At 59.6% G+C, this 24,579-nt stretch carries 21 protein-coding genes; 7 read left to right on the top strand and 14 right to left on the bottom strand.

The genetic code is table 11. The features are described from left to right. Nucleotides 1-11 precede the first annotated feature (11 nt). Nucleotides 12-986: a class 1b ribonucleoside-diphosphate reductase subunit beta gene (nrdF, locus tag AC1ROR_RS12715; RefSeq protein ID WP_142174669.1), complete on the top strand. Its 975-nt coding sequence runs from the start codon at nucleotides 12-14 to the stop codon at nucleotides 984-986. Nucleotides 987-1,015: 29 nt separating this feature from the next. Here the strand turns inward: nrdF and AC1ROR_RS12710 are convergent, their stop codons facing one another. Continuing rightward, nucleotides 1,016-2,119, bottom strand: coding sequence for an alpha/beta hydrolase (locus AC1ROR_RS12710; RefSeq protein WP_498589581.1), 1,104 nt, complete (start codon nucleotides 2,117-2,119; stop codon nucleotides 1,016-1,018). A 152-nt stretch (nucleotides 2,120-2,271) separates the two neighbouring features. Here AC1ROR_RS12710 and recF point away from each other — a divergent pair, with 152 nt between their 5' ends. The 3 genes from recF to AC1ROR_RS12695 are packed head-to-tail and all read left to right on the top strand — an operon-like array spanning nucleotide 2,272 to nucleotide 4,665. Continuing rightward, nucleotides 2,272-3,399 (top strand): DNA replication/repair protein RecF, encoded by a 1,128-nt coding sequence (recF, locus tag AC1ROR_RS12705; protein WP_498589580.1) that lies wholly within the window; start codon nucleotides 2,272-2,274, stop codon nucleotides 3,397-3,399. A gap of 25 nt (nucleotides 3,400-3,424) precedes the next feature. Continuing rightward, complete coding sequence (locus AC1ROR_RS12700) at nucleotides 3,425-4,192, top strand: molybdopterin-synthase adenylyltransferase MoeB (RefSeq protein WP_080832940.1); 768 nt, start codon at nucleotides 3,425-3,427, stop codon at nucleotides 4,190-4,192. After that, the gene (locus AC1ROR_RS12695) at nucleotides 4,189-4,665 is read left to right on the top strand and encodes a GNAT family N-acetyltransferase (protein WP_080832942.1); all 477 of its coding nucleotides are present in this window, start codon (nucleotides 4,189-4,191) and stop codon (nucleotides 4,663-4,665) included. Before AC1ROR_RS12700 ends, AC1ROR_RS12695 begins: the two co-directional genes overlap by 4 nt. A gap of 71 nt (nucleotides 4,666-4,736) precedes the next feature. On the opposite strand, the gene AC1ROR_RS12690 is transcribed toward AC1ROR_RS12695, so the two are convergent. Beyond that, nucleotides 4,737-5,426 (bottom strand): hypothetical protein, encoded by a 690-nt coding sequence (locus AC1ROR_RS12690; protein WP_080832945.1) that lies wholly within the window; start codon nucleotides 5,424-5,426, stop codon nucleotides 4,737-4,739. Between the two features lie 48 nt (nucleotides 5,427-5,474). Continuing rightward, a complete protein-coding gene (locus AC1ROR_RS12685; protein ID WP_035219725.1) occupies nucleotides 5,475-6,479 on the bottom strand; it encodes a 2-hydroxyacid dehydrogenase in 1,005 nt (334 codons plus the stop codon). A 180-nt stretch (nucleotides 6,480-6,659) separates the two neighbouring features. Here AC1ROR_RS12685 and AC1ROR_RS12680 point away from each other — a divergent pair, with 180 nt between their 5' ends. Next, nucleotides 6,660-7,193 (top strand): SH3 domain-containing protein, encoded by a 534-nt coding sequence (locus tag AC1ROR_RS12680; protein ID WP_035219880.1) that lies wholly within the window; start codon nucleotides 6,660-6,662, stop codon nucleotides 7,191-7,193. Here the strand turns inward: AC1ROR_RS12680 and AC1ROR_RS12675 are convergent. Continuing rightward, complete coding sequence (locus AC1ROR_RS12675) at nucleotides 7,186-8,178, bottom strand: adenosine kinase (RefSeq protein WP_035219723.1); 993 nt, start codon at nucleotides 8,176-8,178, stop codon at nucleotides 7,186-7,188. The genes AC1ROR_RS12680 and AC1ROR_RS12675 overlap by 8 nt on opposite strands. 488 nt (nucleotides 8,179-8,666) lie before the next feature. Here AC1ROR_RS12675 and AC1ROR_RS12670 point away from each other — a divergent pair, with 488 nt between their 5' ends. After that, on the top strand, nucleotides 8,667-9,611 hold the full coding sequence (locus AC1ROR_RS12670; RefSeq protein ID WP_498589579.1) for an AEC family transporter: 945 nt from the start codon (nucleotides 8,667-8,669) through the stop codon (nucleotides 9,609-9,611). A 17-nt stretch (nucleotides 9,612-9,628) separates the two neighbouring features. Here AC1ROR_RS12670 and AC1ROR_RS12665 read toward each other — a convergent pair whose 3' ends face one another. From AC1ROR_RS12665 to rimP, 9 genes are all read right to left on the bottom strand, one after another. Beyond that, a complete protein-coding gene (locus tag AC1ROR_RS12665; protein ID WP_498589578.1) occupies nucleotides 9,629-10,645 on the bottom strand; it encodes a class I SAM-dependent methyltransferase in 1,017 nt (338 codons plus the stop codon). Nucleotides 10,646-10,821: 176 nt separating this feature from the next. Next, a complete protein-coding gene (gene pnp, locus AC1ROR_RS12660) occupies nucleotides 10,822-12,969 on the bottom strand; it encodes a polyribonucleotide nucleotidyltransferase (protein ID WP_035219718.1) in 2,148 nt (715 codons plus the stop codon). A 267-nt stretch (nucleotides 12,970-13,236) separates the two neighbouring features. Continuing rightward, on the bottom strand, nucleotides 13,237-13,506 hold the full coding sequence (rpsO, locus tag AC1ROR_RS12655; protein WP_003492949.1) for a 30S ribosomal protein S15: 270 nt from the start codon (nucleotides 13,504-13,506) through the stop codon (nucleotides 13,237-13,239). Nucleotides 13,507-13,730: 224 nt separating this feature from the next. Then, entirely contained in the window at nucleotides 13,731-14,678 is a 948-nt protein-coding gene (gene truB / locus AC1ROR_RS12650) for a tRNA pseudouridine(55) synthase TruB (protein WP_498589577.1), read from the bottom strand. 3 nt (nucleotides 14,679-14,681) lie between these two features. Further along, nucleotides 14,682-15,098, bottom strand: a complete 417-nt coding sequence (gene rbfA, locus AC1ROR_RS12645; RefSeq protein ID WP_035219713.1) for a 30S ribosome-binding factor RbfA — start codon at nucleotides 15,096-15,098, stop codon at nucleotides 14,682-14,684. Nucleotides 15,099-15,371: 273 nt separating this feature from the next. Beyond that, complete coding sequence (gene infB / locus AC1ROR_RS12640) at nucleotides 15,372-18,119, bottom strand: translation initiation factor IF-2 (RefSeq protein ID WP_498589576.1); 2,748 nt, start codon at nucleotides 18,117-18,119, stop codon at nucleotides 15,372-15,374. 101 nt (nucleotides 18,120-18,220) lie between these two features. Further along, complete coding sequence (locus tag AC1ROR_RS12635) at nucleotides 18,221-18,922, bottom strand: RNA-binding protein (RefSeq protein WP_498589575.1); 702 nt, start codon at nucleotides 18,920-18,922, stop codon at nucleotides 18,221-18,223. After that, complete coding sequence (gene nusA, locus AC1ROR_RS12630; protein ID WP_498589574.1) at nucleotides 18,919-20,535, bottom strand: transcription termination factor NusA; 1,617 nt, start codon at nucleotides 20,533-20,535, stop codon at nucleotides 18,919-18,921. The genes AC1ROR_RS12635 and nusA overlap by 4 nt, the downstream gene beginning before the upstream one ends. A gap of 62 nt (nucleotides 20,536-20,597) precedes the next feature. Beyond that, nucleotides 20,598-21,194 (bottom strand): ribosome maturation factor RimP, encoded by a 597-nt coding sequence (gene rimP, locus AC1ROR_RS12625; RefSeq protein ID WP_498589573.1) that lies wholly within the window; start codon nucleotides 21,192-21,194, stop codon nucleotides 20,598-20,600. Between the two features lie 288 nt (nucleotides 21,195-21,482). On the opposite strand from rimP, the gene AC1ROR_RS12620 reads away from it, so the two are divergent. After that, nucleotides 21,483-23,111, top strand: coding sequence for an MFS transporter (locus AC1ROR_RS12620; RefSeq protein WP_498589572.1), 1,629 nt, complete (start codon nucleotides 21,483-21,485; stop codon nucleotides 23,109-23,111). A gap of 184 nt (nucleotides 23,112-23,295) precedes the next feature. On the opposite strand, the gene AC1ROR_RS12615 is transcribed toward AC1ROR_RS12620, so the two are convergent. Next, a complete protein-coding gene (locus tag AC1ROR_RS12615) occupies nucleotides 23,296-24,561 on the bottom strand; it encodes a lytic murein transglycosylase (RefSeq protein ID WP_498589571.1) in 1,266 nt (421 codons plus the stop codon). Between the last annotated feature and the right edge of the window lie 18 nt (nucleotides 24,562-24,579).

The raw sequence follows: 24,579 nt of genomic DNA, 5'->3' as shown, positions 1-24,579 counted from the left end.
GGGACAAGACAATGAACATCGCCGTAAAACCCGCGTCCCGCATCCGCGCGGTCAACTGGAACCGTATCGAGGACGACAAGGATCTCGAAGTCTGGAACCGCCTGACCTCGAATTTCTGGCTGCCGGAAAAAGTGCCGCTCTCCAACGACATCCCCTCCTGGGGAACGCTGAAGCCGGAAGAACAGAAACTGACAATCCGTGTCTTCACCGGCCTGACATTGCTCGACACCATCCAGAACGGTGTCGGCGCCGTGCGCCTGATGGCGGATTCGGCAACGCCGCATGAGGAGGCGGTTCTCTCCAACATCTCCTTCATGGAGGCCGTGCACGCCCGCTCCTATTCGTCGATCTTCTCGACGCTGTGCCTCACCCCTGACGTGGACGACGCCTATCGCTGGTCGGAGGAAAACGAATTCCTGCAGCGTAAATCCGCGCTCATCATGCGGGAATATGACAGCGGCGATCCGCTGAAGAAAAAAATCGCCAGCGTGTTTCTGGAAAGTTTCCTGTTCTATTCCGGCTTTTACCTGCCGATGTTCTGGTCAAGCCGCGCCAAGCTCACCAATACGGCGGACCTGATCCGCCTCATCATCCGTGATGAGGCCGTGCATGGTTATTACATCGGCTACAAATTCCAGCGGGCGGTGGAGCGTCTCAGCGAAACGCAGAGACAGGAGATCAAGGATTTCGCCTTCGATCTCCTGCTCGAACTTTACGACAACGAGGCAAAATATACCGAAGACCTCTATGACGGCGTCGGCCTGACGGAGGACGTCAAACAGTTCCTGCATTACAACGCCAACAAGGCCCTGATGAATCTGGGTTATGAAGCGCTGTTTCCGGCCGAGGCCTGCCGGGTCAATCCTGCAATTCTCTCGGCGCTCTCGCCCAATGCCGACGAGAACCACGACTTCTTTTCCGGTTCCGGCTCGTCCTATGTCATCGGCAAGGCGGTTGCGACCGAAGACGAAGACTGGGATTTCTGAAACCGGTTTGTCGGCAGGACCCGCAAAAGCTATTGCGGGTTCACCACCTGGCTCGCAAGGCGGAAGGGGCTGGCGACAGTGGCGCCGATCGCATCGAAAACAAAGGCTCCGGCGCTGTTGATATCACCTCCGCGCCTGCTTGCCTCAAGTTGCGGCACCATGGAAGCAAGCGCCGCATAGCGGTCGTGGTTGAGCGGGTCCGACGCCTTCAGATTGGAGATGTCGACGAATTGCACGCCCTCCTTGAGGGCGGCTTCCTGCACCTGCGGATCGGTGACGTCAAGCGCGCCGATACGTGTAACGTCGGCACCAAGGATGGAAGAGGCTTGAAGCGCACGGTCGTCCTTGGAAACGAGAACGGTAAGCGGCGGGTTGAGCCGGCCGACAACCTCGATCTGCTTGCGGAAGACATCAGCATCGATATCGGGCGCAGCCAGCACCACCTGCAGCTTGGCGATGACATCGTTTCTGCCCTGGAAGCGCAATTGCCGAAGCGCCTCCATGACCAGCCAGCCGCCCATGCTGTGCCCGAACACGACGACGCTCTTCTTCGGGGTCTGCCGCGTAAGATCGATCAACATTGCAGCGAGCGCATCGCGTGAAAAGGTCGCGGACTCCTTGTCGGCCACATAGCCGGCGACCGAGGCTTGCGAGGGCCAGGAAAAGACCAGCGGTACGCCGTTCATATTGGCATCCGCAGCCATCTGCGCCGCGCGAAACAGGGCTTCCTGATAGCTGTAATTATAGCCGTGTACAAAAAGTGCGATCTGCTTGCCGGAGCGGGCTATGTCGCCAAGATCGGCATTAAAGCGCGTCTTCGTCAGCATATCGGCCCTGGTAACGACGAAATCCTTTTTCGGGTCGGGCTTGCCGCTGGCCCATTCGATTTTTCCGCTTTTATGGGTGGGCGGAATGGAAATATCGAAACTGGCGTAGTTTGGCTCCATTGCCCGCGCTGTGCCGAAGCCCTTTTTTGAGTCCGTGTTTTTCTCCCGCGTGCTCGCCACAAAGGCGGTGACGATTTTCGTGTCGTGGGTCCTGGTGTTGACGGCCTCGAGCACATCCGCCCCCGGTCGGCCTGCGCAGGAGGAGAGAAGACCGAGAGTGAGAAAGAGAGAAAAGATCAGGCGCATGAATGGGCTACCGATGATGAGGACCGGCTCATAAATAACCGGCGACTAAAAAAGTTGCTACTGAAGAATGAATTGCACTCTAGCGGCTGTCTTCGGTGCGGACGGACGTTCCCCACCTTGCTATCCGTCCATCTTCGTTTTAGGCCGTACACATGACGAACAAGGTGTCGCTTTTACGGCTGAAACTCACGGACTTCCGCAATTATGCGGCGGCTGCGCTCACGCTCGATGAACGCCATGTGGTGCTGACGGGCGACAACGGTTCAGGCAAGACCAATCTGCTGGAGGCCGTCTCCTTTCTCTCACCCGGAAGGGGTCTGCGCCGCGCCACCCTGTCTGATGTCACGAGGGTAGGGGCCGAAGCCACCGGTTTCTCGATCTTCGCCGATGTCGAGGGTATGGATGGCGAAGTCGCCATCGGTACGGGAATTGAAGGCGATGGCGAGGTAGTGTCGCGTCGCCTGAGACTGAACGGGACGTCGGTGAAATCCGTCGATGAATTGACCGACCATCTGCGGGTATTGTGGCTGACGCCCGCCATGGATGGCCTTTTTACGGGTTCATCATCTGACCGCCGGCGTTTCCTCGACCGGCTGGTGCTGTCGCTCGATCCCGCTCACGGAAGGCGGGCAAGCGATTTCGAAAAGGCCATGCGCGGCCGCAACCGCCTGCTTTCGGAAGGCCGCTTCGATCCGGTCTGGCTGGACGGTATCGAAAAGCAGATGGCGGAACTCGGCATCTCCATGGCCGTTGCGCGTTATGAAATGCTTGGCCTTTTAAAGAACCTCATCGAAGGCAGAGCCGGCGACGCGGCCTTCCCCTCGGCGGCACTTTCGCTTTCCGGTTTCATGGACGACATGCTGAACCGGCCGGCCGTCGATCTCGAAGACGAGTATGGCCTGATGTTGCGCGAGGGCCGCTATCGTGACGCCGCAGCGGGCCGCACGCTCGATGGCCCGCACCGCGTCGATCTCTTCGTGCGCCATGCGGAAAAGAACATGGAAGCCGAACGCTGCTCGACGGGGGAGCAGAAGGCGCTGTTGGTTGGTCTGGTGCTTGCACATGCGCAGCTCACAGCCAATATGACTGGCCACGCGCCGGTTCTGCTGCTGGACGAAATCGCCGCCCATCTGGACGAAGGAAGGCGCGCCGCCCTGTTTGATCTCATTCACGCGCTCGGCGGCCAGAGTTTCATGACGGGAACGGATGCGGCCATGTTCTCAGCCCTTGGCGAGCGGGCGCAATTCTTCAATGTTTCTCACGGGAGCATCATGGCATGACGGCAGAGGCAGTATGGAGTGCGACATGGACCCGCTGAGCCCTGAAGAAATCGAACGCTACAAGCGCCACATTCTTCTGCCGGAAATCGGCGGTGCCGGCCAGCAGCGGCTGAAGGCGGCGCGCGTGCTGGTGATCGGGGCCGGCGGACTTGGCGCGCCCGTCCTTCATTATCTCGCCGCCGCCGGTGTCGGCACGCTCGGCATGATCGATGACGATGTGGTTTCCCTCTCCAATCTCCAGCGGCAGGTGATCCACGATACCGGCACGATCGGGGAGTTGAAGACGGAAAGCGCCCGCAAAGCAATTGCCCGGCTCAACCCGCATGTCCGTACTCTTGTTTATGAAGAGCGCTTTTCTGAGGTCTGGGCGCATGATCATCTGGCATCCTTCGATCTCCTTATCGACGGTTCGGATAATTTCGATACGCGTTATGCCGCAGCCGATGCCGCAGAAGCTGCAAAAAGGCCGCTGGTGACGGGCGCGGTCGGTCGCTTCGATGGTTCTGTAACGGTGTTGAAACCCTATGAGGCAAATGCCGATGGCAGTCTTTTGCCGGGTTACCGCGATCTGTTTCCTGAGCCGCCGCCGCAGGGTCTTATTCCGAATTGCGCCGAAACGGGCATTGTCGGGGCGCTGACCGGGGTGATCGGCACAATCATGGCCATGGAGGCGATCAAGGTAATCACCGGTGCCGGTGAGCCGTTGATCGGCCGTCTGCTCCTCTACGACGCCCTCTCAGCCCGTTTCGAAACCGTCCGTTACAGGCGGCGGTCAACTGGAAAGAAACCATGATCGAGATCGCCAAGATCGGGGAAGAATTCAATCGCTGGCAGGAATTGCTGACGCTCATCATGTCCTCCTTCGCCTATATGGATGGCGTCATCGACCCGCCATCCTCAGCCAATCGCCTGACGCTTGAAAATCTGGCGGAGAAGGCGAGGGTGGAGATCGCTTTCGTTGCGCTTGATGGCGATGAGATTGTGGGCTGCCTGTTTTGCCGGCCGGAGCCGCCGGCCTGTCTTTATGTCGGCAAACTCTGTGTTTCCCCGAAAGTCCAGGGAAAGGGCATCGGCAGGATGCTTCTGGAACAGGCCGAAGCGCTGGCGCGCGAATTGGCGTTACCGGCGCTGCGGCTGGAAACTCGTATCGAGCTTATCGCCAATCATGCCAAATTCGCCGTCTGGGGTTTCGTGAAGACCGCCGAAAATGCCCATGCCGGTTATGACCGCACGACTTCGATCGAAATGACCAAATTTCTCGGCTGAGGTCGCCGAATTCCGCCCTGCAATCCGGTCGGGGACGGTCGAAAAAGACAGTCCATGGACGCATGACACGTCTATTGCAAAAGCCCGGACTTAAGCATTTGGGAAAGAAAGACAGAAGAGACGCGGTCAAGTCCCGTCTGTGGTTGAACTTCGGTCGATCCGACCTGCCAGACGCCTTTATCCGGACCTCTGACGAGCTGAATTTCCGTCGTAACCTTGTGGGTGAGCGGAGCCGACTTCGTGGCCTCGACCATCTGCTTCATGAGTTTTGCGGAAGGCATGCGGGTTTTATCGCCAATATCGTCTGCATTTGCGGCTGCCTTCAGCCGCTGGAATACAGGCCCGACATCCGGCAGGGAACAATTCATCTTTACCCGCGCCACAGACAGACCGGTGGGCGATTGGGAGCCGATACGCGCAGGCTCTGCCTGGCAGCGCACTCGTTCCGTGCTGGCGACCCAGAGCCGTGCGAACTGGTCGGACTGCTCGTTCGTGGTTCCCTTGGGAGCGTGCATGCCCTTGTATTTGCGCTGCCATGCGACTGGGTTGGCAACCAGATCCATGTCGGTGTAGCGCTGCCCGCTACCCGACGATCCCCATTCCTTGCTAAGGCGAACCATGCTGGCGCGATCAAAATTCAGCCAGGCGCGATAATAGAGTTCCGCGGTCTCCTCGGGTGAGGGCGGGGCAGCACGGGCCGGGCCGCTGACCATAACGAGCAGGACGGATATGAGCAGCAGAAACTTCGCCTGGATTCCCATTGAGTGCTCCCTCCATGTGACGATCAGACAGGCCTTGTCTGAGCCGGTTCAGTTCCGCCCCGGCAGCACCCGGTTCGGCGGGCGGTGACCGTCGAACAGCGTGCGGATGTTGATGATGACCTTGTCCCCCATCTCGATCCGGCCCTCGATCGTTGCCGAGCCCATGTGGGGAAGCAGCACGACCTTGCCTTCCTTGGCGAGTTTGATGAGTTTGGGGTTCACCGCAGGCTCGTTCTCGTAGACATCGAGACCGGCGCCGGCGATCTTGCCTTCACGCAGGCACTGGATCATCGCCGCTTCATCGATGATATCACCGCGCGCCGTGTTGACGATGTAGCTGGTCGGCTGCATCAGCGCCAGCCGCCGCGCCGAGATCAGGTGATAGGTCGCGGGCGTCGAGGGGCAATTGACGGAGACGATATCCACCCGCGCCAGCATCTGGTCGAGGCTGTCCCAATAGGTCGCCTCAAGCTCCGTCTCGGTGGCCGGATTGACGCGTTTGCGGTTGTGATAATGAATGGAAAGCCCGAAGGCCTTGGCGCGCCGCGCCACCGCCGTTCCGATGCGGCCCATGCCGACAATGCCGATGCGCTTGCCGGAAATGCGCCGCCCGAGCATCCAGGTCGGCGACCAGCCCAACCATTCGTCCGCACCATTGGCGAGCACGCGTGTGCCTTCGATCATGCGGCGCGGCACGGCCAGCGCCAGCGCCATGGTAATGTCGGCGGTATCTTCGGTCAGCACGTTGGGGGTGTTGGTGACTGTAATGCCCTTCCGGGCGGCAGCGTCCACATCCACATGGTCGATGCCGTTGGAAAAGCTCGCAATCAGCTTCAGCTGCGGTCCGGCCTTCTCGATCATGGCGGCTGTGATGCGGTCGGTGACGGTGGGCACCAGAACGTCGACCCGCTGCATGGCAGCCACAAGCTCGTCTTCGCTTCGCTGCGTATCATCGATGTTCAGTTCGGCATCGAAGAGTTCGCGCATTCTGGTTTCGACGACGTCAGGCAATTTGCGGGTGATATAGACTGTCGGTCTCTTCTTGTGGGTCATCGTTTGCCGCTGCCTTGTTCAGAAGTCATTAACCAGAAAGAGCGATAATTTCTTTCAATCAGGGCGTTTCTACCAGACCCACCGGCGAAGACAAACAAATCTCGCTGAAGCTTGAGGCATGTGGAAACGAGCCTCCTCGAATATCATCCGGTTTGCAGAAGGCGGGAAACGGAAATGGGCATGCGCAGTGTGGTTTCTATCGTTTGCATTGCATTGTCTTTGGGCCTCCTTGGCGCGGCGACCGAAGCCATGGCGCAGGGGGCTGCCAAGGGCGCAAGCGGCCTTCCCCTGCCGCGTTTTGTCAGCCTGAAATCCAAGCGTGTCAACATGCGTATCGGCCCCAGCACGGACTATGCCGTATCCTGGATGTATATGAAATCGGGCATGCCGGTCGAAATCATCCAGGAATATGAAAACTGGCGGCGTATCCGCGATGCCGATGGCACGGAAGGCTGGGTCAACCAGGCGCTTCTCTCCGGTGAGCGCACGGCCGTTGCCGCCCCCTGGATGCGCGGCAAGGGCAAGGATGTCTATGTGAACATGCGCCGTGACGCGCAGTCAGGCGCTGCCGTCATCGCGCGGCTGGAGCCGGGCGTCGTCTTCAGGATTGGCGAATGTAATGGTGACTGGTGCCGCGCCGAGGCCGGTCAGGCCTCGGGCTGGGTGTCGCAGGGTGAAATCTGGGGCGCTTACCCGGGCGAGGCCTTTAAATAAGGCCGTGTTTTGCGCCCAGAACCTTCAGGGATGACATGGGGCGTGGCCCGACCTGTTGAATAACGGCGGCGGCTGCCAGGCAGCCCAGCTTGCCGCAATCTTCCAGAGACCGGTCCTGCGTGTAGCCGAACAGGAAGCCGGCGGCGAAAAGATCGCCCGCACCCGTCGTATCGACGACGTCATGCACCGGATAGGCATCCACTTTCACGCGTTCCGTACCGCGCAGGATAACGGCGCCTTCTTCGCTCATCGTCACGGCCGCGATCTTGCAATCGGCTGCGATTTTCGTCAGCGCCAGCTCGAAATCCTCGGTTTCGTAGAGCGAAAGCGCTTCCTGCTTGTTGGCGAAAACAATGTCCACCGTGCCGGAGCGCATCAGGTCGAGAAATTCTTCACGGTAGCGGCCGACGCAGAAACTATCTGACAGTGTCATCGAGACTTCGCGACCGTTCTCATGTGCAATGCGGGCGCATTCGCGAATAGCGTCCTTGGCGCGCGGCGGATCCCAGAGATAACCTTCGAAATAGGTGACCTTCGTATCCGCTACGACGTCTTCTTCCACGTCTTCAGGGCCGAGATCGACGCAGGCACCGAGATAGGTGTTCATCGAACGCTCGCCGTCTTCGGTCACGAAGATCATCGAACGGGCGGTCGGCGGAAACGTGCCTTCCGGTTTCGTTTCGAAATAAACGCCCTGCGCGCGGATGTCGTGCTGGAAGATTTCTCCGAGCTGGTCTTCGGCCACCTTGCCGAAATAAGCGGCCTTGCCGCCGAAATTCGCCACGCCCGCTGCCGTGTTGCCCGCACTTCCGCCGGAGGCTTCAAGCGCTGGTCCCATCAGCGAATACAGCAACTCGGCCCGTTCAGCATCGATGAGGTTCATCGCGCCCTTGGTAATGGCATTGTCATTCAGAAACTGATCATCGCAGCGGGAAATGATGTCGACAATGGCATTGCCGACAGTCAGTACGTCGAATTTCGTCATAGGCCTATCCGGTTGGCGGTGGGTATTTCCAAATGGTCTTAAACATTTCTGGCTTCAAGAAAAGCCCATGGGGGAAATATGCCGTTCTCCACGAGAGAAGGCGACGCGTCATTTGCCTGTAATATGGTTAAGCTATCACTCCGGTCAGAGCAAAAGGTGTGTGAATGCGTACCTGAATGGCAGACATGAGGTCTTCTGGCTCCACCGTTATCTCCGCCACGGATGTACTGGCGGCATATAACGGATATGACAAAAGGCGGGGGAAACCCCGCTTTTTCTTTTGGTCCATTGCTTAGGGACTAGAAAATCATACGAGGTAGCGGAGAGGCGCTTTAAGCAAAAAGCGCCCTACAATTTATGCTTCGATAGCATGAAGGTTCTGCCGCATTGCATGAAAACAAGGCGGCGTAGCGTTTTCGCGATTTCATTCCCGAGAAAAACGCTCTAAAGCGGAGTATCTCCCGCAAAGCCGCGAAAGCTTTCCCTCCATGTCTGCCGTTGCCGCGAACGTCGCTCCCATTTTCATTCTCATCCTGATCGGCTGGCTGACCGTCAAGGCCGGTCTGTTCAGGGCTGATGCCGGCGAGATTCTCAGCGATTTCGTGTTCAAGATTGCCGTGCCGACTTTGATCTTCCGCACGCTCGCGGAAGCGAATTTTCACGGCGCATCGCCTTTTCGCCTATGGCTCACATATTTTGCGGGTGTCGCCGTAACCTGGACGGTCGGCCATATCGTCACGCGTTATGTCTTCAAGCAGGATGTCCGCATCGCCGTCATAGCCGGCATCTCCTCGGCCTTTGCCAATAATATCTTCATCGGCCTGCCGCTCGTCGGGCGCTCCGTGGGGGATGAGGGGCTGGTCGCTCTGTCCATTCTGCTGGCCATTCACCTGCCGGTCATGATGATCGCCGGCACGATCCTGATGGAGAACGCCACACACAAGGCGGTTGGCGGCGAAAAGCGCAGCACCGCTGCGGTCTTCAAGCAGGTGGGCCGAAACCTCGTCACCAATCCGCTGGTGATCGGCCTTTTCATCGGGCTTTCAACCAATGTTTCCGGTGTGACGCTGACGCCAATCCTCAAGACCGTGGTTGATCAGATCGCCTCCATGGCAGGACCGGCGGCACTCATTTCGCTCGGCATGGCGCTGACGAAATACACCATTCGCGGCAATCTCGGGATCGCCGTTACCATGACGGTTTTCAAGCTGCTGCTTCTGCCCGCCTGTGTGTGGGCCATGGGCCATGGGCTCGGTCTAAGCCGGGAATGGACGGCCGCACTGGTGCTCACCTCTTCCGTGCCGACGGGGGTGAATGCATGGCTGATCGCCAACCGCTTTGGTATCGGCCACAGCGTTGCGGCCTCTACCATCAGCATTTCCACGGCGACCGGCGTTCTTTCCGTGTCGCTGTGGGCATGGCTGTTGAGCTGATTATTCCGCCGAACTGATTATTTCTGCGCGCTCAGGATCTTGAAGCGTGCGTTGCGGCATACCTCGCCGCTGGTGCGGAACTCTGCCGCGAGCACCGGCTCATAGGGCATGCCGCGATTGGCAACCATCAGCAGCTTTCCACCGCTGCGAAGCGCGCCCGCCGCAGCCTTGATGAAGGCCTGACCAAGGGCGGGTTCCGCCGCCTGTCCCGCCGCGTGGAAAGGCGGGTTCATGATGATCAGGTCGTATTTTTCCTTCGGCGGTTCGTTTGCCAGATCCTGCCAGAAGAAGCGTGCCGTCAGCCGCGGATTATTCTCGAGAAGATTGGTCTTGGCGAATTCGAGCGCGTTCCAGTCGGCTTCGAAAAGATCGATGCGGGCCGTGCGCGGCGATTTTTCTGCCAGCATGACCGAGAGATAACCCCAGCCTGCACCGAAGTCGGCAGCATTGCCGTCAAAGTCGGTCGGCAGGCGCGATGCGAGAAGCTCCGAACCATCATCCACCCGGTCATGTGAGAACATGCCGGGCAGGGCGGTGAAACGGCCCGCTACCGTGGCGGCATGCTGGGCAAGCTTTGACACGGCGGATGACACATCGTCCGGCCGTCTGAACCAGACGGCGACGCCGTGATATTTCGGCGTCGATTCCGCTTCGATGCCAAGCTTTGCAAGCGTCTTGCGCAGCGTCAGAATACCGTCTTCCTTCGATCCGGCAGCGACGATAAGGCCGCCGGCCTTCACGCGCGAAAGCGCTTCGGCGACGCGGTTTTCGTTCTCACCGCGATGTTTGCCGCACAGCAAAAGCGCTGCATCGTAGTCCTCGCCCGAAACATCCGGGGTGACCTCTGCGCCCTGAGCCTGCAAGGCCCGATAGAGCGGCCTCAGATGCTGGACCGCGACGATCTCCGCATCAAAACCCTCCAGCCGTGGGCCGGCTTCTGCTCCCAGAAACAGAACGCGTTCGCCCTCTTTCGGCATGTCGAGCATTTCTGCGGCAAAGGGATGGAAAAGGGTTTTAACGGCGTCACGGCTCATTGGAGCGTCCTTAAGATCGAGCATTTCCAGTAAAATTGCGTCGCGGTTTTACGCCCGGAAAATGCGTAAAAACAAATAAGTAGAGCGCTTTCGCGTTTCGGAGAAAGGCGGAAACGCTCTAATAGAAAAAAGGCGCGGGCAAAACCCGCGCCTCGAGAGAATCTGGCGGCGCGGCCTTATTCGGCAGCGGCTTCGCCGTCTTCCTTCTTCTTGTCGGCGGCGATTTCCTGGCCGGTTGCCTGGTCGACAACCTTCATGGACAGGCGAACCTTGCCACGCTCGTCGAAGCCCATCAGCTTCACCCAGACCTTGTCGCCTTCCTTGACGACATCGGAGGTCTTGGCGACACGCTCGGAAGCGAGCTGCGAGATATGAACGAGGCCGTCGCGGGCGCCGAAGAAGTTGACGAAAGCGCCGAAGTCAGCGGTCTTGACGACCGTGCCTTCGTAGATCTGGCCGACTTCCGGTTCTGCAACGATCGAGTGGATCCACTTGCGGGCCGCTTCGATTTCCTTGCCGGAAGAGGAAGCGATCTTGACGGTGCCGTCATCCTCGATGTTGATCTTGGCGCCGGTCTTTTCGACGATTTCGCGAATGACCTTGCCGCCCGAACCGATGACTTCACGGATCTTGTCGACCGGAATGTTCATCACTTCGATGCGCGGTGCGAATTCGCCGAGCTGGCCACGGCTCTCGGTGATGGCGTTGGCCATTTCGCCGAGGATGTGCTTGCGGCCACCCTGTGCCTGCTCGAGAGCAATCTTCATGATCTCTTCGGTGATGCCGGCGATCTTGATGTCCATCTGCAGCGAGGTGATGCCGTCGGCAGTACCGGCGACCTTGAAGTCCATGTCGCCGAGGTGATCTTCGTCACCGAGGATATCGGAGAGAACCGCAAAGCGCTCGCCTTCAAGGATAAGGCCCATGGCGATACCGGCAACCGGCTTTGCCAGCGGAACGCCGGCGTCCATCAGAGCAAGCGAGGTGCCGCAAACCGTTGCCATCGACGAGGAGCCGTTGGACTCGGTGATTTCGGAAACGACGCGCAGCGTGTAGGGGAACTGTTCCGCAGTCGGCAGCATCGGGCGGATAGCGCGCCATGCGAGCTTGCCGTGACCGATTTCGCGACGACCCGGGGAACCCATGCGGCCTGTTTCACCGACCGAGTAGGGCGGGAAGTTGTAATGCAGCAGGAAGCGTTCCTTGTACATGCCGGTGAGGCTGTCGACATACTGCTCATCTTCGCCGGTGCCGAGGGTCGCAACAACGATCGCCTGGGTTTCGCCGCGGGTAAAGAGTGCCGAACCGTGGGTGCGCGGCAGAAGGCCGACTTCCGAGATGATCGGACGAACGGTCGACAGGTCGCGGCCGTCGATGCGGCTCTTGGTGTCGAGAACGTTCCAGCGAACGATCTTGGCCTGAAGGTGCTTGAAGACGGCGCCGATTTCTTCCGGGCTGTACTTTGCTTCGCCTTCTTCCGGCAGGAAGTGCGCCTTTACCTTTGCCTTGACCGCGTCGACGGCGGCGTAGCGGGCAGCCTTCTCGGTGATCTTGTAGGCATCGCGCAGTTCGGCTTCGGCGAGCGCCAGCATTTCGTTTTCGAGCGCGGAGAAGTCTTCCGGTTCGAATTCGCGGGGTTCCTTGGCGGCAACTTCGGCGAGCTTGATGATCGCGTCGATGACCGGCTGGAAGCCCTTGTGGCCGAACATGACGGCGCCGAGCATGATGTCTTCGTTGAGTTCCTTGGCTTCCGATTCAACCATCAGAACAGCGTCGGAGGTACCGGCGACAACCAGATCGAGCGTGGATTCTTCCATCTCGTCGAGATGCGGGTTCAGAACATATTCGCCGTTGATGTAGCCAACGCGCGCGCCGCCGATCGGACCCATGAACGGGATACCGGAAAGGGTCAGCGCAGCCGAAGTGGCGACCATCGACAGAATGTCCGGGTTGTTTTCCAGATCGTGCTGGATGACGGTGACGACAACCTGCGTGTCGTTCTTGTAGCCCTCAGGGAAAAGCGGGCGGATCGGGCGGTCGATCAGGCGCGAAACCAGCGTTTCGTTTTCGCTCGGACGGCCTTCGCGCTTGAAATAACCACCGGGGATCTTGCCGGCTGCGTAGGTCTTTTCCTGATAGTTGACGGTCAGCGGAAAGAAGTCCTGGCCGGGCTTCGGAGACTTTGCGGAAACCACGGTCGCGAGAACCATCGTCTCGCCGTAGGTTGCGATGACGGCGCCGTCAGCCTGACGGGCAACCTTGCCGGTCTCGAGCTTCAGCGGGCGGCCTGCCCATTCGATTTCCACGGAGTGTTGATTGAACATATCTTGTCCTTGTTTGTACTTGCCCGCCTTGTGGGGGCAAAGAACGACGCAATCACGGGCAAGACAGCCGGAGGCTTTCAACGTGCAAGCATCCGGCAATCCTGCCCCATGACAGGTCTGCGGTTGAAAAGGTCGCTCCGGCCCATCCGGGGCTGCCTTATCGTCCGGGGGCCATAGCTGTGGCAAACGCCCGGAAATTACGATGACCTTGAAAAGGTCAGATATAAAAACCGGCGGGTATCTTTGCGAAACCCGCCGGATAAGGTTTTAGCGGCGAATGCCGAGAGCACCGATCAGCTTGCTGTAACGGGCTTCGTCCTTCTTCTTCAGATAGTCGAGAAGCGAACGACGGCTCGAAACCAGCGTCAGAAGGCCACGACGGGAGTGGTTGTCCTTCTTGTGGTCCTTGAAGTGACCGGTGAGGTTGTTGATCCGCTCGGTCAGGATAGCGACCTGAACTTCCGGAGAACCGGTGTCGCCTTCCTTCGTTGCATATTCCTTGATGAGGGCGGCTTTGCGCTCTGCAGTAATCGACATCGGACGATCCTTTCTATTTTAAGGAAAATGGGACGCCTGGAGCCGGGATGTCGTCCAGCTCAGGCCATTCGGCAGCAAAGGCAAAGCCCAAGCTGGCGCTGCCTATAAACTATTCCGGGTACAATTGAAAGAGGCGATTGACTGCGCCTCCCAGAGCGTTTCCCGCAAAAGTGTGAAGCGGATTTCCGTCCGGAAACGCGTAAAACAAATAGATAGAGCCCGTTTCAGCCGAAAACCCGCTTCGGCCGGAACTCGCCTTCACCGATCTCGCCGATGGCGACCAGTTTGCCATGTGCGGTCGCATAGGCTTCCGGGTGATTGGCCGGCGCATCACGTCCGCGCAGCAGAATGGGGTTGCCCATCTTCAGCCGGTGGGCCTGATCGTCATTGATGATGAGGCGGGGAAGGGCGGAAAGCGCCTCGGCCGTGTCGATCAGGAAGGCATCCAGCGCTTCCAGTCGCTCGTCGCGATCCTCCACGGCTTCAAGCGCCTTCAGGGTTTCGAGAGGCACCATCATGTCTTCGCCGAAGGGGGCGACCATGGTGCGACGCAATTGCGAAATATGGCCGTAGCAACCGAGATCATGGCCCATGTCGCGCGCCAGCGCCCGCACATAGGTGCCTTTGCCGCATTCCACTTCGAAATGCGCGGTATTGGCGTCCGGGCAGGCAAGCAGCGTCAGACGGTGGATTTCCACCTCGCGCGCCGGAATTTCCACCGTCTCGCCGTCACGCGCCAGATCATAGGCGCGCTCGCCGGCGATCTTGATGGCGGAGAATTGCGGCGGTGTCTGCTGGATCACGCCGGTATAATTGGGCAGAAGATCGCGGATCGCCTGTTCATCCGGGCGTTGATCGGAAGAGTTGACCACCTCGCCTTCAAGATCGTCGGTCGAGCGCTGCTCGCCCCAGGTGACGGTAAACTCGTAGATTTTCCGGCCGTCCATCACGTAAGGCACGGTCTTGGTCGCATCGCCAAGCGCGATCGGCAGCATGCCGGATGCCAGCGGATCGAGCGTGCCGGCATGCCCCGCCTTCTGGGCGTTGAACAGCCATTTGATCTTGGAAACGGCCTCGGTGGAGCCGAAATCCAGCGGCTTGTCGAGAATGAGCCAGCCGGAAATCGGGCGGCCCTTGGGTTTGCGGTTCTGCTGTTTGCGTGGTTTGGACATGCTTCAGTTCTGTTCGTCGTCTTTTTCGTTTGAAGGTCCAAGATCGCGCTGCACCTCCGGTGACCGCAGGAGTGCGTCGATCTTCTGGTAATTGTCGAAACTCGTATCGTCGCGGAAACGCAGTTCCGGCATGTATTTCATCTGCCGAAGCTGCGGACCAAGGCGGCCGCGCATGAACTTGGCATGACGATTGAGTGCATCGATGATGCCGGTGTGATCGGCAACGCCAAGCGGCGTTACGTAGGCCGTCGCGATCTTCAAATCGGGCGACATACGCACTTCCGAGATCGAAATGACGGTCTTTTCAATAAGATCGTCGCGAACTTCGCCGCGTTGCAGGATTTGCGTCACGGCCGCGCGAACCTGTTCGCCGACGCGCAGCATACGCTGCGAGGGAGCCGATGATGTTGCTTTTGCCATTTCTTTTGCCCCTGCACATCTCCCCCCGATCTTTTTCGGTCGAGGAGGGTGTGTGCAAATCTAGCGCATAGGTCCGAAAATCGAAATCGATTTCGATGCGAACGATGCGCAGTTTCAAAGTGTTAGAGCGTCCTGACTGCGTCTGAGACGACCAGTGGCGCTCTGGTGTTACGGCGACCTTGCACGCTTCGAGTGATTGAGGGCGCTATAAACAATCGAGCGCCGGCTTGCCGGCGCCCAATTGCGATTTTTATGTATGTTTCAACCGGACGCTTAGAGCGTTCTGGTGATGTGCTCGACGCGGAAGCACTCGATGATATCGCCTGCGCGGATATCTTCGTAGTTCTCGAACGCCATACCGCATTCCTGACCGACCGGCACTTCTGCCACTTCGTCCTTGAAGCGCTTGAGCGTCTTGAGCTTGCCTTCGTGAATGACGACGTTGTCGCGAATGAGACGGACGCCTGCACCACGTTCCACCTTGCCTTCGGTGACGCGGCAACCCGCGACCTTGCCGACCTTGGTGATGTTGAACACTTCGAGGATTTCCGCGTTGCCGAGGAAGGTCTCGCGACGCTCCGGCGACAGCAGGCCCGACATCGCTGCCTTCACGTCATCCACCAGATCGTAGATGATGTTGTAGTAGCGGATCTCGATGCCGGCGCGTTCGGAAGCCGTACGTGCCTGTGCGTTGGCGCGAACGTTGAAGCCGATGATCGCGGCGTTGGATGCTTCGGCAAGCGAGATATCCGATTCCGTGATGGCGCCAGCGCCCGAGTGAACGATACGAGCGCGGACTTCGTCGGTGCCGAGCTTGTCGAGCGAAGCGATAATGGCTTCGACCGAACCCTGCACGTCTGCCTTGATGACCAGCGGGAATTCCTTCATTCCCGAAGTCTGCAGCTGGCTCATCATCTGTTCCAGCGAACCGCGCTGGCCCGTCTGACGTGCGACAGCCTTGTCGCGTGCCAGACGCTGGCGGTATTCGGAAATCTCGCGGGCACGGCTTTCGTTTTCGACAACCGCGAAACGGTCACCGGCAGACGGCGTACCGGAAAGACCGAGAACCTCGACAGGCATGGCCGGACCGGCTTCCTTGACGTGTTCACCCTTGTCGTTGACGAGGGCGCGAACGCGGCCCCACTGGTCGCCAGCCACGATGATCTGGCCAGGCTTCAGCGTACCCTTCTGCACGAGAACGGTGGCAACGGCACCACGGCCGCGGTCGAGTTCCGCTTCGATGACGGTACCTTCTGCGGTACGGTTCGGATCCGCCTTAAGGTCGAGAATTTCAGCCTGCAGCAGGATCGCTTCAAGCAGTTTGTCGAGACCGAGCTGTTTCTTGGCGGAGACTTCCACGTCAAGCACTTCACCGCCCATGGATTCCACGAACACTTCGTGCTGCAGAAGCTGCTGGCGAACCTTTTCAGGGTTTGCTTCGTGCTTGTCGATCTTGTTGATCGCCACGATGATCGGCACGTTGGCCGCCTTGGCGTGATTGATCGATTCAATCGTCTGCGGCATCACGCTGTCGTCAGCGGCAACCACCAGAATGGCAATATCCGTCGCCTGCGCGCCACGGGCGCGCATTGCCGTAAAGGCGGCGTGGCCGGGGGTGTCGATGAAGGTGATCTTCTGGCCGTTCTTTTCGACCTGATAGGCACCGATATGCTGGGTGATGCCACCGGCTTCGCCAGCAACAACATTTGCCTGACGGATGGCGTCGAGCAGCGAGGTCTTGCCGTGGTCGACGTGACCCATGATGGTGACCACCGGCGGACGGGAAACCATCTCACCTGCGTCGTCAGCCTGGTTGAAGATACCTTCTTCGACGTCGGACTCGGACACGCGCTTGACGGTGTGGCCGAACTCGACGGCGATCAGTTCCGCCAGATCGGCGTCGATCACGTCGCCCGGCTTCATCATCTGACCTTCCTTCATCAGGAACTTGATGACGTCGACGGCGCGCTCGGACATGCGCTGCGACAGTTCCTGAATGGTGATGGTTTCCGGCAGGATCACTTCACGCATGACCTTTTCGCGGGTTTCCTGCATCTGGCTGCGGCGGAATTTCTCCTGACGGCGGCGCATGGATGCCATGGAACGGCCACGCGGCGTGCCGTCTTCATCCAGATTGGACGAGGTGACGGTGAGTTTGCCACGACGGCGTTCTTCTTCCGTCTTCAGGCGGGCAGCGGGCTTGGCCGGAACCGGAGCCGCAACCTTGCCGCGGGCCGGAAGGCTGCTGCCGCGACGCGCACCACGATCGTCCTCGTCGTCACCACCGGTACGCCGCCCGCGCGGAGCGACGGTTTCAGGCGTGCCAGGAGCGGAACGGGGAGCGGCGGCGGCAGGCTGAGGACGGGCATCGGCGCGTGGCGCCGGTGCTGCGGCCTGTGCCGGCTTTTCATCGGCCGGTTCGGATTTTGCTTCAGCGGCCGGCTGGCTTGCCGCCACCTTTGCGGCTGCAGCTTCCTCGATGGCGCGGCGTGCTGCTTCTTCCTTTTCGGCGGCGATGCGCTGTTCTTCCTCGACCTTGCGGCGTGCTTCATCTTCAGCGCGCTGCTTGGCTTCCACGACATCGCGGGCCTGCGCTTCCATCAGCGCGCGTCGGCGGGCTTCCATCTCGCCTGCGGACAGGTCGTGCAGAACGTTGCCACGCGGGCGGTCAGGCTGACGCTGCTGAGGTGCTGACGAGCCGGGACGCTGCTGCGACTGGGACGAGCCCGGACGCTGCTGCTGGCCGCCTGGCTGGTGAATACGTGGCTGGGGAGCCTGCGGACGCGGTGCCGAAGGCGCCGGAGCTGCTGCTACCGGCTTCGGTGCTGCCACGACAGGCTGAACCGGCTTCTCGTCTTCAGGACGTAAGGGGCGGCGCTTGCGTGTTTCCACGACAACCGCGTTTGTGCGACCTCGACCCATATCCTGCCGCACGGTGCCCTGATTCATCCCGCCCGGCTTGAGGGTGAGAGTCTTCTTGGCCGGCGCGTTAAGTGTCTTGTCGTCGTTGTTGTCGGTCATTCGTTCCCGTTCCTTCGGACGAGAACCGGATGACGTCCATCAGGTCTCGTCGTTCAATTGCTGCATCGGAACGCGGCGACCGTTCATGTCGGTTAACCGCGTCATTGTTCTGTCCGGGCAGCGTCGCGTTCCGCCTGAGATCGACCGCCAAGGCGGTACTGCTCAAGCATCGTTGCGCGCTTCACTACACCCTCACCCGCCTGCCCCGCAAGCGCGCAAGCATGGATAAAAGCATTCTGGCCCATCAACTCGTCCATTTCGGCACTACTGAAGAGCCGGAAGGACGGAATTTCATTGCCGGCATCGCTGCCGAACGCCCAGGCCCTGCGGGCCTGGTCCAGTTTTCTCACGCCGTCCGCCGCAGCATCGGTCGCGTGGAACACGGCAATCGCGTTCCCGGACCGGACGGCGGCATCGACCTTCGTCGCGCCGCTGATGAACTGGCCCGCCTTGCGCGCCATGTTCATCATACCGGCAAGCTGCTGCGCCATCAGCCGGTCGAGGAGGATAAGTAGCTCCGGTCCGGCCTTGACGTCGCGTTTGAGTGCCCGTGCGAAGAGCTTCTTCGCGATGGCTTTCTCGATCAGGGCGCGCTCGGGTGTCACCCAGCAGCCGCGCCCCGGCAATTGGCGTTTCAGATCCGGCACGACGCTGCCATCCGGCCCTGCGACGAAGCGGATCAACTCATCGGGTGATCCGCTTTGCCGTGTCACAATGCACATACGTCCATTGACGTTGCCTGCAAGCCGCCCGTCCTCATCGGTTTCGGGCAGCTCGTCCGGCTCATGCGCCTGCGATGTCATTCCTGCTCGGCGGTATCCGCCTCCTCGGCAGCTTCAGCATCGGCTTCCTCTTCGGAAGCGAGATCTTCGGCCGTGATCCAGCCAGCCAGAAGACGGGCCTGCACCACCATGTTCTCGGCCTCGACGCGCGAGACATCGAGCTTGGAGAAGATGCCTTCGAACTTCTTGGTCTCGCCGTCCTTGCGTTCGCTCCAGCCGACCAGATCGTCCGCGGCACAGCCGGCAAAGTCTTCAATCGTCTTGATGCCGTCTTCACCGAGCGCAACCATCATCTGCGAGGTCAGGCCGTCGATCTGGCGCAGCTCGTCGGCAACGCCGAGTTCCTTGCGCTTGGCGTCCATTTCGGCTTCCAGGCGTTCCAGATATTCACGGGCACGGGTCTGGATTTCGTCTGCGGTGTCCTCATCGAAACCGTCGATGGAGGAAATTTCGCCGAGATCGACATAGGCGAGTTCTTCGACCTGCGCGAAGCCTTCGGAGGCCAGAACCTGACCAACCATCTCGTCAACGTCGAGGGCGTCCATGAAGAGGGCCGTGCGCTCGTTGAATTCCTTCTGGCGGCGCTCGGATTCTTCCTGCTCGGTCATGATGTCGATATCCCAGCCGGTCAGCTGTGATGCCAGACGTACGTTCTGGCCGCGGCGGCCGATGGCGAGCGAAAGCTGCTCGTCCGGAACCACCACTTCGATGCGCTCGGATTCTTCATCGAGAACGACCTTGGCCACTTCAGCGGGTTGCAGGGCGTTGACGATGAAGGAAGCCGGCTCCTGGCTCCACGGAATGATATCGATCTTTTCGCCCTGCAATTCGCCGACGACGGCCTGAACGCGCGAACCGCGCATACCGACGCAGGCGCCGACTGGATCGATCGAGCTATCGTTCGAGATGACGGCGATCTTGGCGCGCGAACCGGGGTCACGGGCAACCGACTTGATCTGGATGATGCCGTCGTAGATCTCAGGAACTTCCATGGTGAACAGCTTCACCATGAACTGCGGATGGGTACGCGACAGGAAAATCTGCGGGCCGCGCTGCTCGCGGCGAACGTCGTAGACGTAAGCGCGTACACGGTCGCCGTAACGCATGTTTTCACGCGGGATCATCTCGTCACGACGGATGATACCTTCGCCACGGCCGAGATCGACGATGACATTGCCGTATTCGACGCGCTTGACGGTGCCGTTGACGATTTCGCCGATGCGATCCTTGAACTCGTCATACTGACGGTCGCGTTCGGCTTCGCGAACCTTCTGAACGATCACCTGCTTGGCGGACTGTGCGGCGATGCGGCCGAAATCCATCGGCGGCAGCGGATCGGCGATGAAGTCGCCGAGCTTGGCGTCCGGGTTGCGGTCGCGGGCAAGTGCGAGCGGAATCTGGGTCGAATAATCTTCGGCCGCCTCGACAACTTCCAGAAGACGCTGCAGGCGGATTTCGCCGGTCTTGGAGTTGATGTCGGCGCGAATGTTGGTTTCCGAACCATAGCGCGAGCGGGCGGCTTTCTGGATAGCGTCGGCCATTGCGGCAAGCACGATTTCGCGGTCGATGACCTTTTCGCGCGCCACAGCATCGGCGATCTGCAGAAGCTCAAGCCGGTTAGCACTCACTGCCATTTTTCTGTCTCCGTAAGTCGCATAATTGCGTTGGTCGCCCGTTTTCGGGCTTTACGTTGGAATTAGTCTTCGTCTGCTTCGTTTTCGTCGTTCTGGTTTGCGGCGGCGGCCTTAGCCGCCTTGTCTGCCCGCAGCGCATCACGAATAAGGTCATCCGTCAGAATGAGCTTCGCATCGGAAAGCGCGCTGAACGGAATGATGACTGTCGGCTCCTCGCCATAGGCGATCTGGTCGCGTTCCAGCTTGAAGCCGTCCGCATTGACCTCGACGATCTTGCCGCGAAACCGCTTGCGGTTCTCGACCAGAATGGAGGTTTCGACCTTCACCAGATGACCCTGCCAGCGGGTGAAATCCGATTTGCGAACCATCGGCCGGTCGATGCCGGGCGAGGAAACTTCGAGATGATACGCTTTATCGACGGGATCTTCCACATCAAGAACCGGTGAAATCGCCATGGAGATGGCTTCGCAGTCCTGAACGGTCATGGTGCCGTCTTCGCGCTCGGCCATCACTTGCAGCGTCATGCCGTTCTGGTTGGAGAGCCGCACGCGCACCAGAAGATATCCCATGCCCGTCAAAACGGGCTCGATGATCTCGGCGATACGCTGGTCGATGCCCGTTTCGGTTATCAGTCGCGGTTCATATGCGGTGTCTGCCATCTGGCCTTCCGGTCTTTGATTTTCACCGGGCGCTGAAGCCCGTGGTTTCCGGTTCGCCTAACGAAAAAGAGCGGAGCCTTGCGGCCCCACTCTTCATCAAGCGATCAAGAATTTCAGTGGTCATATAGACCCATCGGGGCAGGATTGCAAGGTTTTCGCAGGCAGCCCCGCCTCAGGAATGCCCGCGGCCATATTTTCACCCTTACCGTGTCGGAAAGGCTGGCATGATTGTCGGCACTGTCTATAGTTGCCGTTTGATAAATCGCAGTTGCATTAAGTGGACTGATCGTGCCTGACCGTAAATCGCCACTCGCGCCTTTAAGGCATTTGACTTACAGACGAATCTGGATCGCCAGCCTTGCCTCGAATTTCGGTGGACTGATCCAGGCGGTGGGCGCCGCTTGGATGATGACGTCGCTGTCGAGTTCCGAAAACATGATCGCTCTGGTGCAGGCATCCACCTCGCTCCCGATCATGATGTTCTCGCTGATTTCAGGCGCGCTGGCCGATAGTTTTGATCGTCGCCGCATCATGATTTCCGCCCAGCTGCTCATGCTGACGGCTTCGATCCTTCTTACGGTTTTTGCATGGTCCGGGTGGCTCACGCCCTGGCTTCTGCTCTTCTTCACCTTCATGATCGGCTGCGGTACCGCGCTCAACAATCCTTCATGGCAGGCTTCCGTTGGCGAAATGGTGCCGCGAGAGGATTTGCCCGCCGCCGTGACGCTGAACAGCGTCGGCTTTAACATCACCCGCAGCGTCGGCCCGGCCATCGGCGGTATCATCGTTGCGGCCGCAGGCGCCGCCGCTGCATTTTTCGTGAATGCGCTCAGTTATTTCACCCTGATCTACGCGCTGTTTCGCTGGCAGCCGCCAAAATATGCCTCCACATTGCCGCGCGAACAGCTTCTCGCCGCCATTTCGGCTGGCATGCGTTACGTGGCCATGTCGCCCAACATCGGCAAGGTGCTGGTACGCGGCTTTCTCTTCGGTCTTTCCGCCAGCGCCATCCTCGCTTTGATGCCGATCGTCGCCCGCGATCTGGTCGAAGGCGGCCCGTTGACCTACGGCGTCATGCTGGGCGCATTCGGTGTTGGCGCCATCGGCGGTGCGCTCATCAGCGCCCGGCTGAGGGAAGTCATGTCCAGCGAATGGATCGTGCGCGTCGCCTTTTTAGGCTTCGCCTTCAGCTCCGGCGTGACGGCAATCAGTACGAGCGCCATCATCACGTCCCTTGTCCTGACGGTTGCCGGTGCCTGCTGGGTTCTGGCGCTTTCGCTGTTCAACACCATCGTCCAGCTCTCCACCCCGCGCTGGGTGGTGGGACGTGCGCTCTCACTTTACCAGACGCTGACCTTTGGCGGCATTGCGGTGGGCAGCTGGCTGTGGGGTGAACTCGCGGAAGATTACGGTATTTCCTACTCGCTTCTCTGTTCCTGCGCGCTGATGCTGCTTGGCGTGGTCGTCGGCTTCAAGCTCGCCATGCCCGCCTTTGCCTCGCTCAATCTCGATCCGCTCAACCGCTTCGTGGAGCCGCCGCTGAGGCTGGATATCAAGCCGCGCAGCGGACCCATCGCCATTCTGATCGACTATGAAATCCACGACGAGGATCTCGGCGAGTTCCTGCCGCTGATGGCCGAGCGCCGCCGTATCCGCATCCGGGATGGTGCCCGCAACTGGAACCTGATGCGCGATCTGGAAAACCCCGATATCTGGACCGAAAGCTACCATGTGCCGACCTGGGTGGAATATGTCCGCCATAACCATCGCCGCACCCAGGCGGATGCGGAGGCCTGGGACAGGCTGCTTGAGCTTCATCGCGGCAAGACACGGCCACGTGTGCACCGGATGATCGAGCGGCAGACCATTCCGCCGACCGACGATATCTTCCACAAGCCCCATACCGACCAGCATTGAGAGGCTGGGAGAGGCAGGAAAGGGCCAGGTAAAAAGGCTATTGGCTCCTTGCCATAACCCTCGACGTCATCCTCGGGCTCGTCCCGAGGATCCAACCACGTATCGTTAAATCAATCGGTTGCAGATGCTCGGGACAAGCCCGAGCATGACGACGGAGAGGTTTTCCGACGTCGCCGGTAACGTGCTATTTCAGCTTAGCCTTCAGGCTTGCATCTGGAAAACACGTCGGTGAAAGCCCGTTCTTGGCCTGCCAGTCGCCGAGCGAACGGCGCGTCTTGAAGCCGGCCAAACCGTCAGCCTTGCCGACGTCGTAACCCTTGGCAACCAGTGCCTTCTGCATGGCCAGAACATCCGAGCGCAGCATCGATCCGACATTGCCCCATTCACCCTTGAACGGGCCTGCCCCATGGGTGATGCGGTCGGCGAGATTGCCGATGAACAGCGCATAGAGGTCGGAATTATTATATTCCTTGATGACGTAGAAATTTGGCGTCACCACGAATTCCGGCCCGTGCCGTCCGGCCGGCACCAGCATCATGCCATCGGCGGATAGGTCGTTGGCCGGAAAGGCTTTTCCGGAAATGCGGGTAATGCCCATCTTCGCCCAGTCGGCCACCGGCCGGGCAAGATCAGGTCCTTCCTGCGCGCAGGAGACATTGGCGGGGATCGAGACTTCGAAACCCCAGTCGCGATTGCGCTGCCAGCCGCGTTGGGAAAGATAGTTCGCTATGGATGCCAGCGCATCCGGCACGGAATTCCAGATATCGCGATGGCCGTCGCCATCGAAATCCACGGCATATTTGAGATAGCTCGACGGCATGAATTGCGGCTGGCCGAGCGCGCCGGCCCAGGAACCCATCATGCGCGAGGCTGCGATATCGCCGTTTTCGACGATCTTCAGCGCATCGATCAGCTCGGTGCGGAACATCTCCTTGCGGGTCGACATATAGGCTTTCGTGGCCAGAACATCGACCACGGAATGCGGCAGTTTCGCCCGGCCAAAACCGGATTCGCGTCCCCAGATCGCAACGATGATATCGCCGGGCACGCCGTATTTCGCCTCGATCCTGCGCAGCGTCGCGGCGTGGGTGGCGGCAAGCGAGCGGCCGGTGCCGGCCAATCCCTGCAGCCGTTTTTCGGAGAAATAGGCGCCCGGCGAGGAGAATTCCGCCTGACTCTGGCTCTGTTCCTTCGGGGGCTTCTGGCCGGGAATGACGAGATCAGGCAGGTTCCAGCTGATGGAAAGACCGCTGAGCGTGGCCTCAAGCGTTTTCTGCGATATGCCGGCTTTACGGGCTTCCGGCCAGATTTCCTTTTTCAGCCAGACGTTAAATTCGGCGTCGTAGCGGGCTGCGGCTGCACCTGTCGGTACCGACTGCGCAAAAGCCGTCGTCGCTGAAAAAACGGAAAGAAGTGCAGCCAGTGCCTTCGTGGCAAAATGGTTTCGCATTCGGTCTCCTCTTTGAAT

This window comes from Agrobacterium sp. GW821-FHT14E08, assembly GCF_058803865.1.
Note: the sequence above shows the minus strand (reverse complement) of the source record. Positions and strands in the feature narration are given on the sequence as shown.

What these genes read in the sequence shown, in the direction of transcription:
- rbfA (WP_035219713.1), bottom strand. Translation starts at nt 15,098, where the DNA reads ATGGCAAAAGCAACATCATCGGCTCCCTCGCAGCGTATGCTGCGCGTC.
- rimP (WP_498589573.1), bottom strand. Translation starts at nt 21,194, where the DNA reads ATGGCAGACACCGCATATGAACCGCGACTGATAACCGAAACGGGCATC.
- AC1ROR_RS12685 (WP_035219725.1), bottom strand. Translation starts at nt 6,479, where the DNA reads ATGACCCACAAGAAGAGACCGACAGTCTATATCACCCGCAAATTGCCT.
- AC1ROR_RS12615 (WP_498589571.1), bottom strand. Translation starts at nt 24,561, where the DNA reads ATGCGAAACCATTTTGCCACGAAGGCACTGGCTGCACTTCTTTCCGTT.
- recF (WP_498589580.1), top strand. Translation starts at nt 2,272, where the DNA reads ATGACGAACAAGGTGTCGCTTTTACGGCTGAAACTCACGGACTTCCGC.
- AC1ROR_RS12665 (WP_498589578.1), bottom strand. Translation starts at nt 10,645, where the DNA reads ATGAGCCGTGACGCCGTTAAAACCCTTTTCCATCCCTTTGCCGCAGAA.
- nusA (WP_498589574.1), bottom strand. Translation starts at nt 20,535, where the DNA reads ATGGCAGTGAGTGCTAACCGGCTTGAGCTTCTGCAGATCGCCGATGCT.
- rpsO (WP_003492949.1), bottom strand. Translation starts at nt 13,506, where the DNA reads ATGTCGATTACTGCAGAGCGCAAAGCCGCCCTCATCAAGGAATATGCA.
- infB (WP_498589576.1), bottom strand. Translation starts at nt 18,119, where the DNA reads ATGACCGACAACAACGACGACAAGACACTTAACGCGCCGGCCAAGAAG.
- AC1ROR_RS12700 (WP_080832940.1), top strand. Translation starts at nt 3,425, where the DNA reads ATGGACCCGCTGAGCCCTGAAGAAATCGAACGCTACAAGCGCCACATT.
- truB (WP_498589577.1), bottom strand. Translation starts at nt 14,678, where the DNA reads ATGTCCAAACCACGCAAACAGCAGAACCGCAAACCCAAGGGCCGCCCG.
- AC1ROR_RS12690 (WP_080832945.1), bottom strand. Translation starts at nt 5,426, where the DNA reads ATGGGAATCCAGGCGAAGTTTCTGCTGCTCATATCCGTCCTGCTCGTT.
- nrdF (WP_142174669.1), top strand. Translation starts at nt 12, where the DNA reads ATGAACATCGCCGTAAAACCCGCGTCCCGCATCCGCGCGGTCAACTGG.
- AC1ROR_RS12635 (WP_498589575.1), bottom strand. Translation starts at nt 18,922, where the DNA reads ATGACATCGCAGGCGCATGAGCCGGACGAGCTGCCCGAAACCGATGAG.
- AC1ROR_RS12695 (WP_080832942.1), top strand. Translation starts at nt 4,189, where the DNA reads ATGATCGAGATCGCCAAGATCGGGGAAGAATTCAATCGCTGGCAGGAA.
- AC1ROR_RS12675 (WP_035219723.1), bottom strand. Translation starts at nt 8,178, where the DNA reads ATGACGAAATTCGACGTACTGACTGTCGGCAATGCCATTGTCGACATC.
- AC1ROR_RS12710 (WP_498589581.1), bottom strand. Translation starts at nt 2,119, where the DNA reads ATGCGCCTGATCTTTTCTCTCTTTCTCACTCTCGGTCTTCTCTCCTCC.
- pnp (WP_035219718.1), bottom strand. Translation starts at nt 12,969, where the DNA reads ATGTTCAATCAACACTCCGTGGAAATCGAATGGGCAGGCCGCCCGCTG.
- AC1ROR_RS12670 (WP_498589579.1), top strand. Translation starts at nt 8,667, where the DNA reads ATGTCTGCCGTTGCCGCGAACGTCGCTCCCATTTTCATTCTCATCCTG.
- AC1ROR_RS12680 (WP_035219880.1), top strand. Translation starts at nt 6,660, where the DNA reads ATGCGCAGTGTGGTTTCTATCGTTTGCATTGCATTGTCTTTGGGCCTC.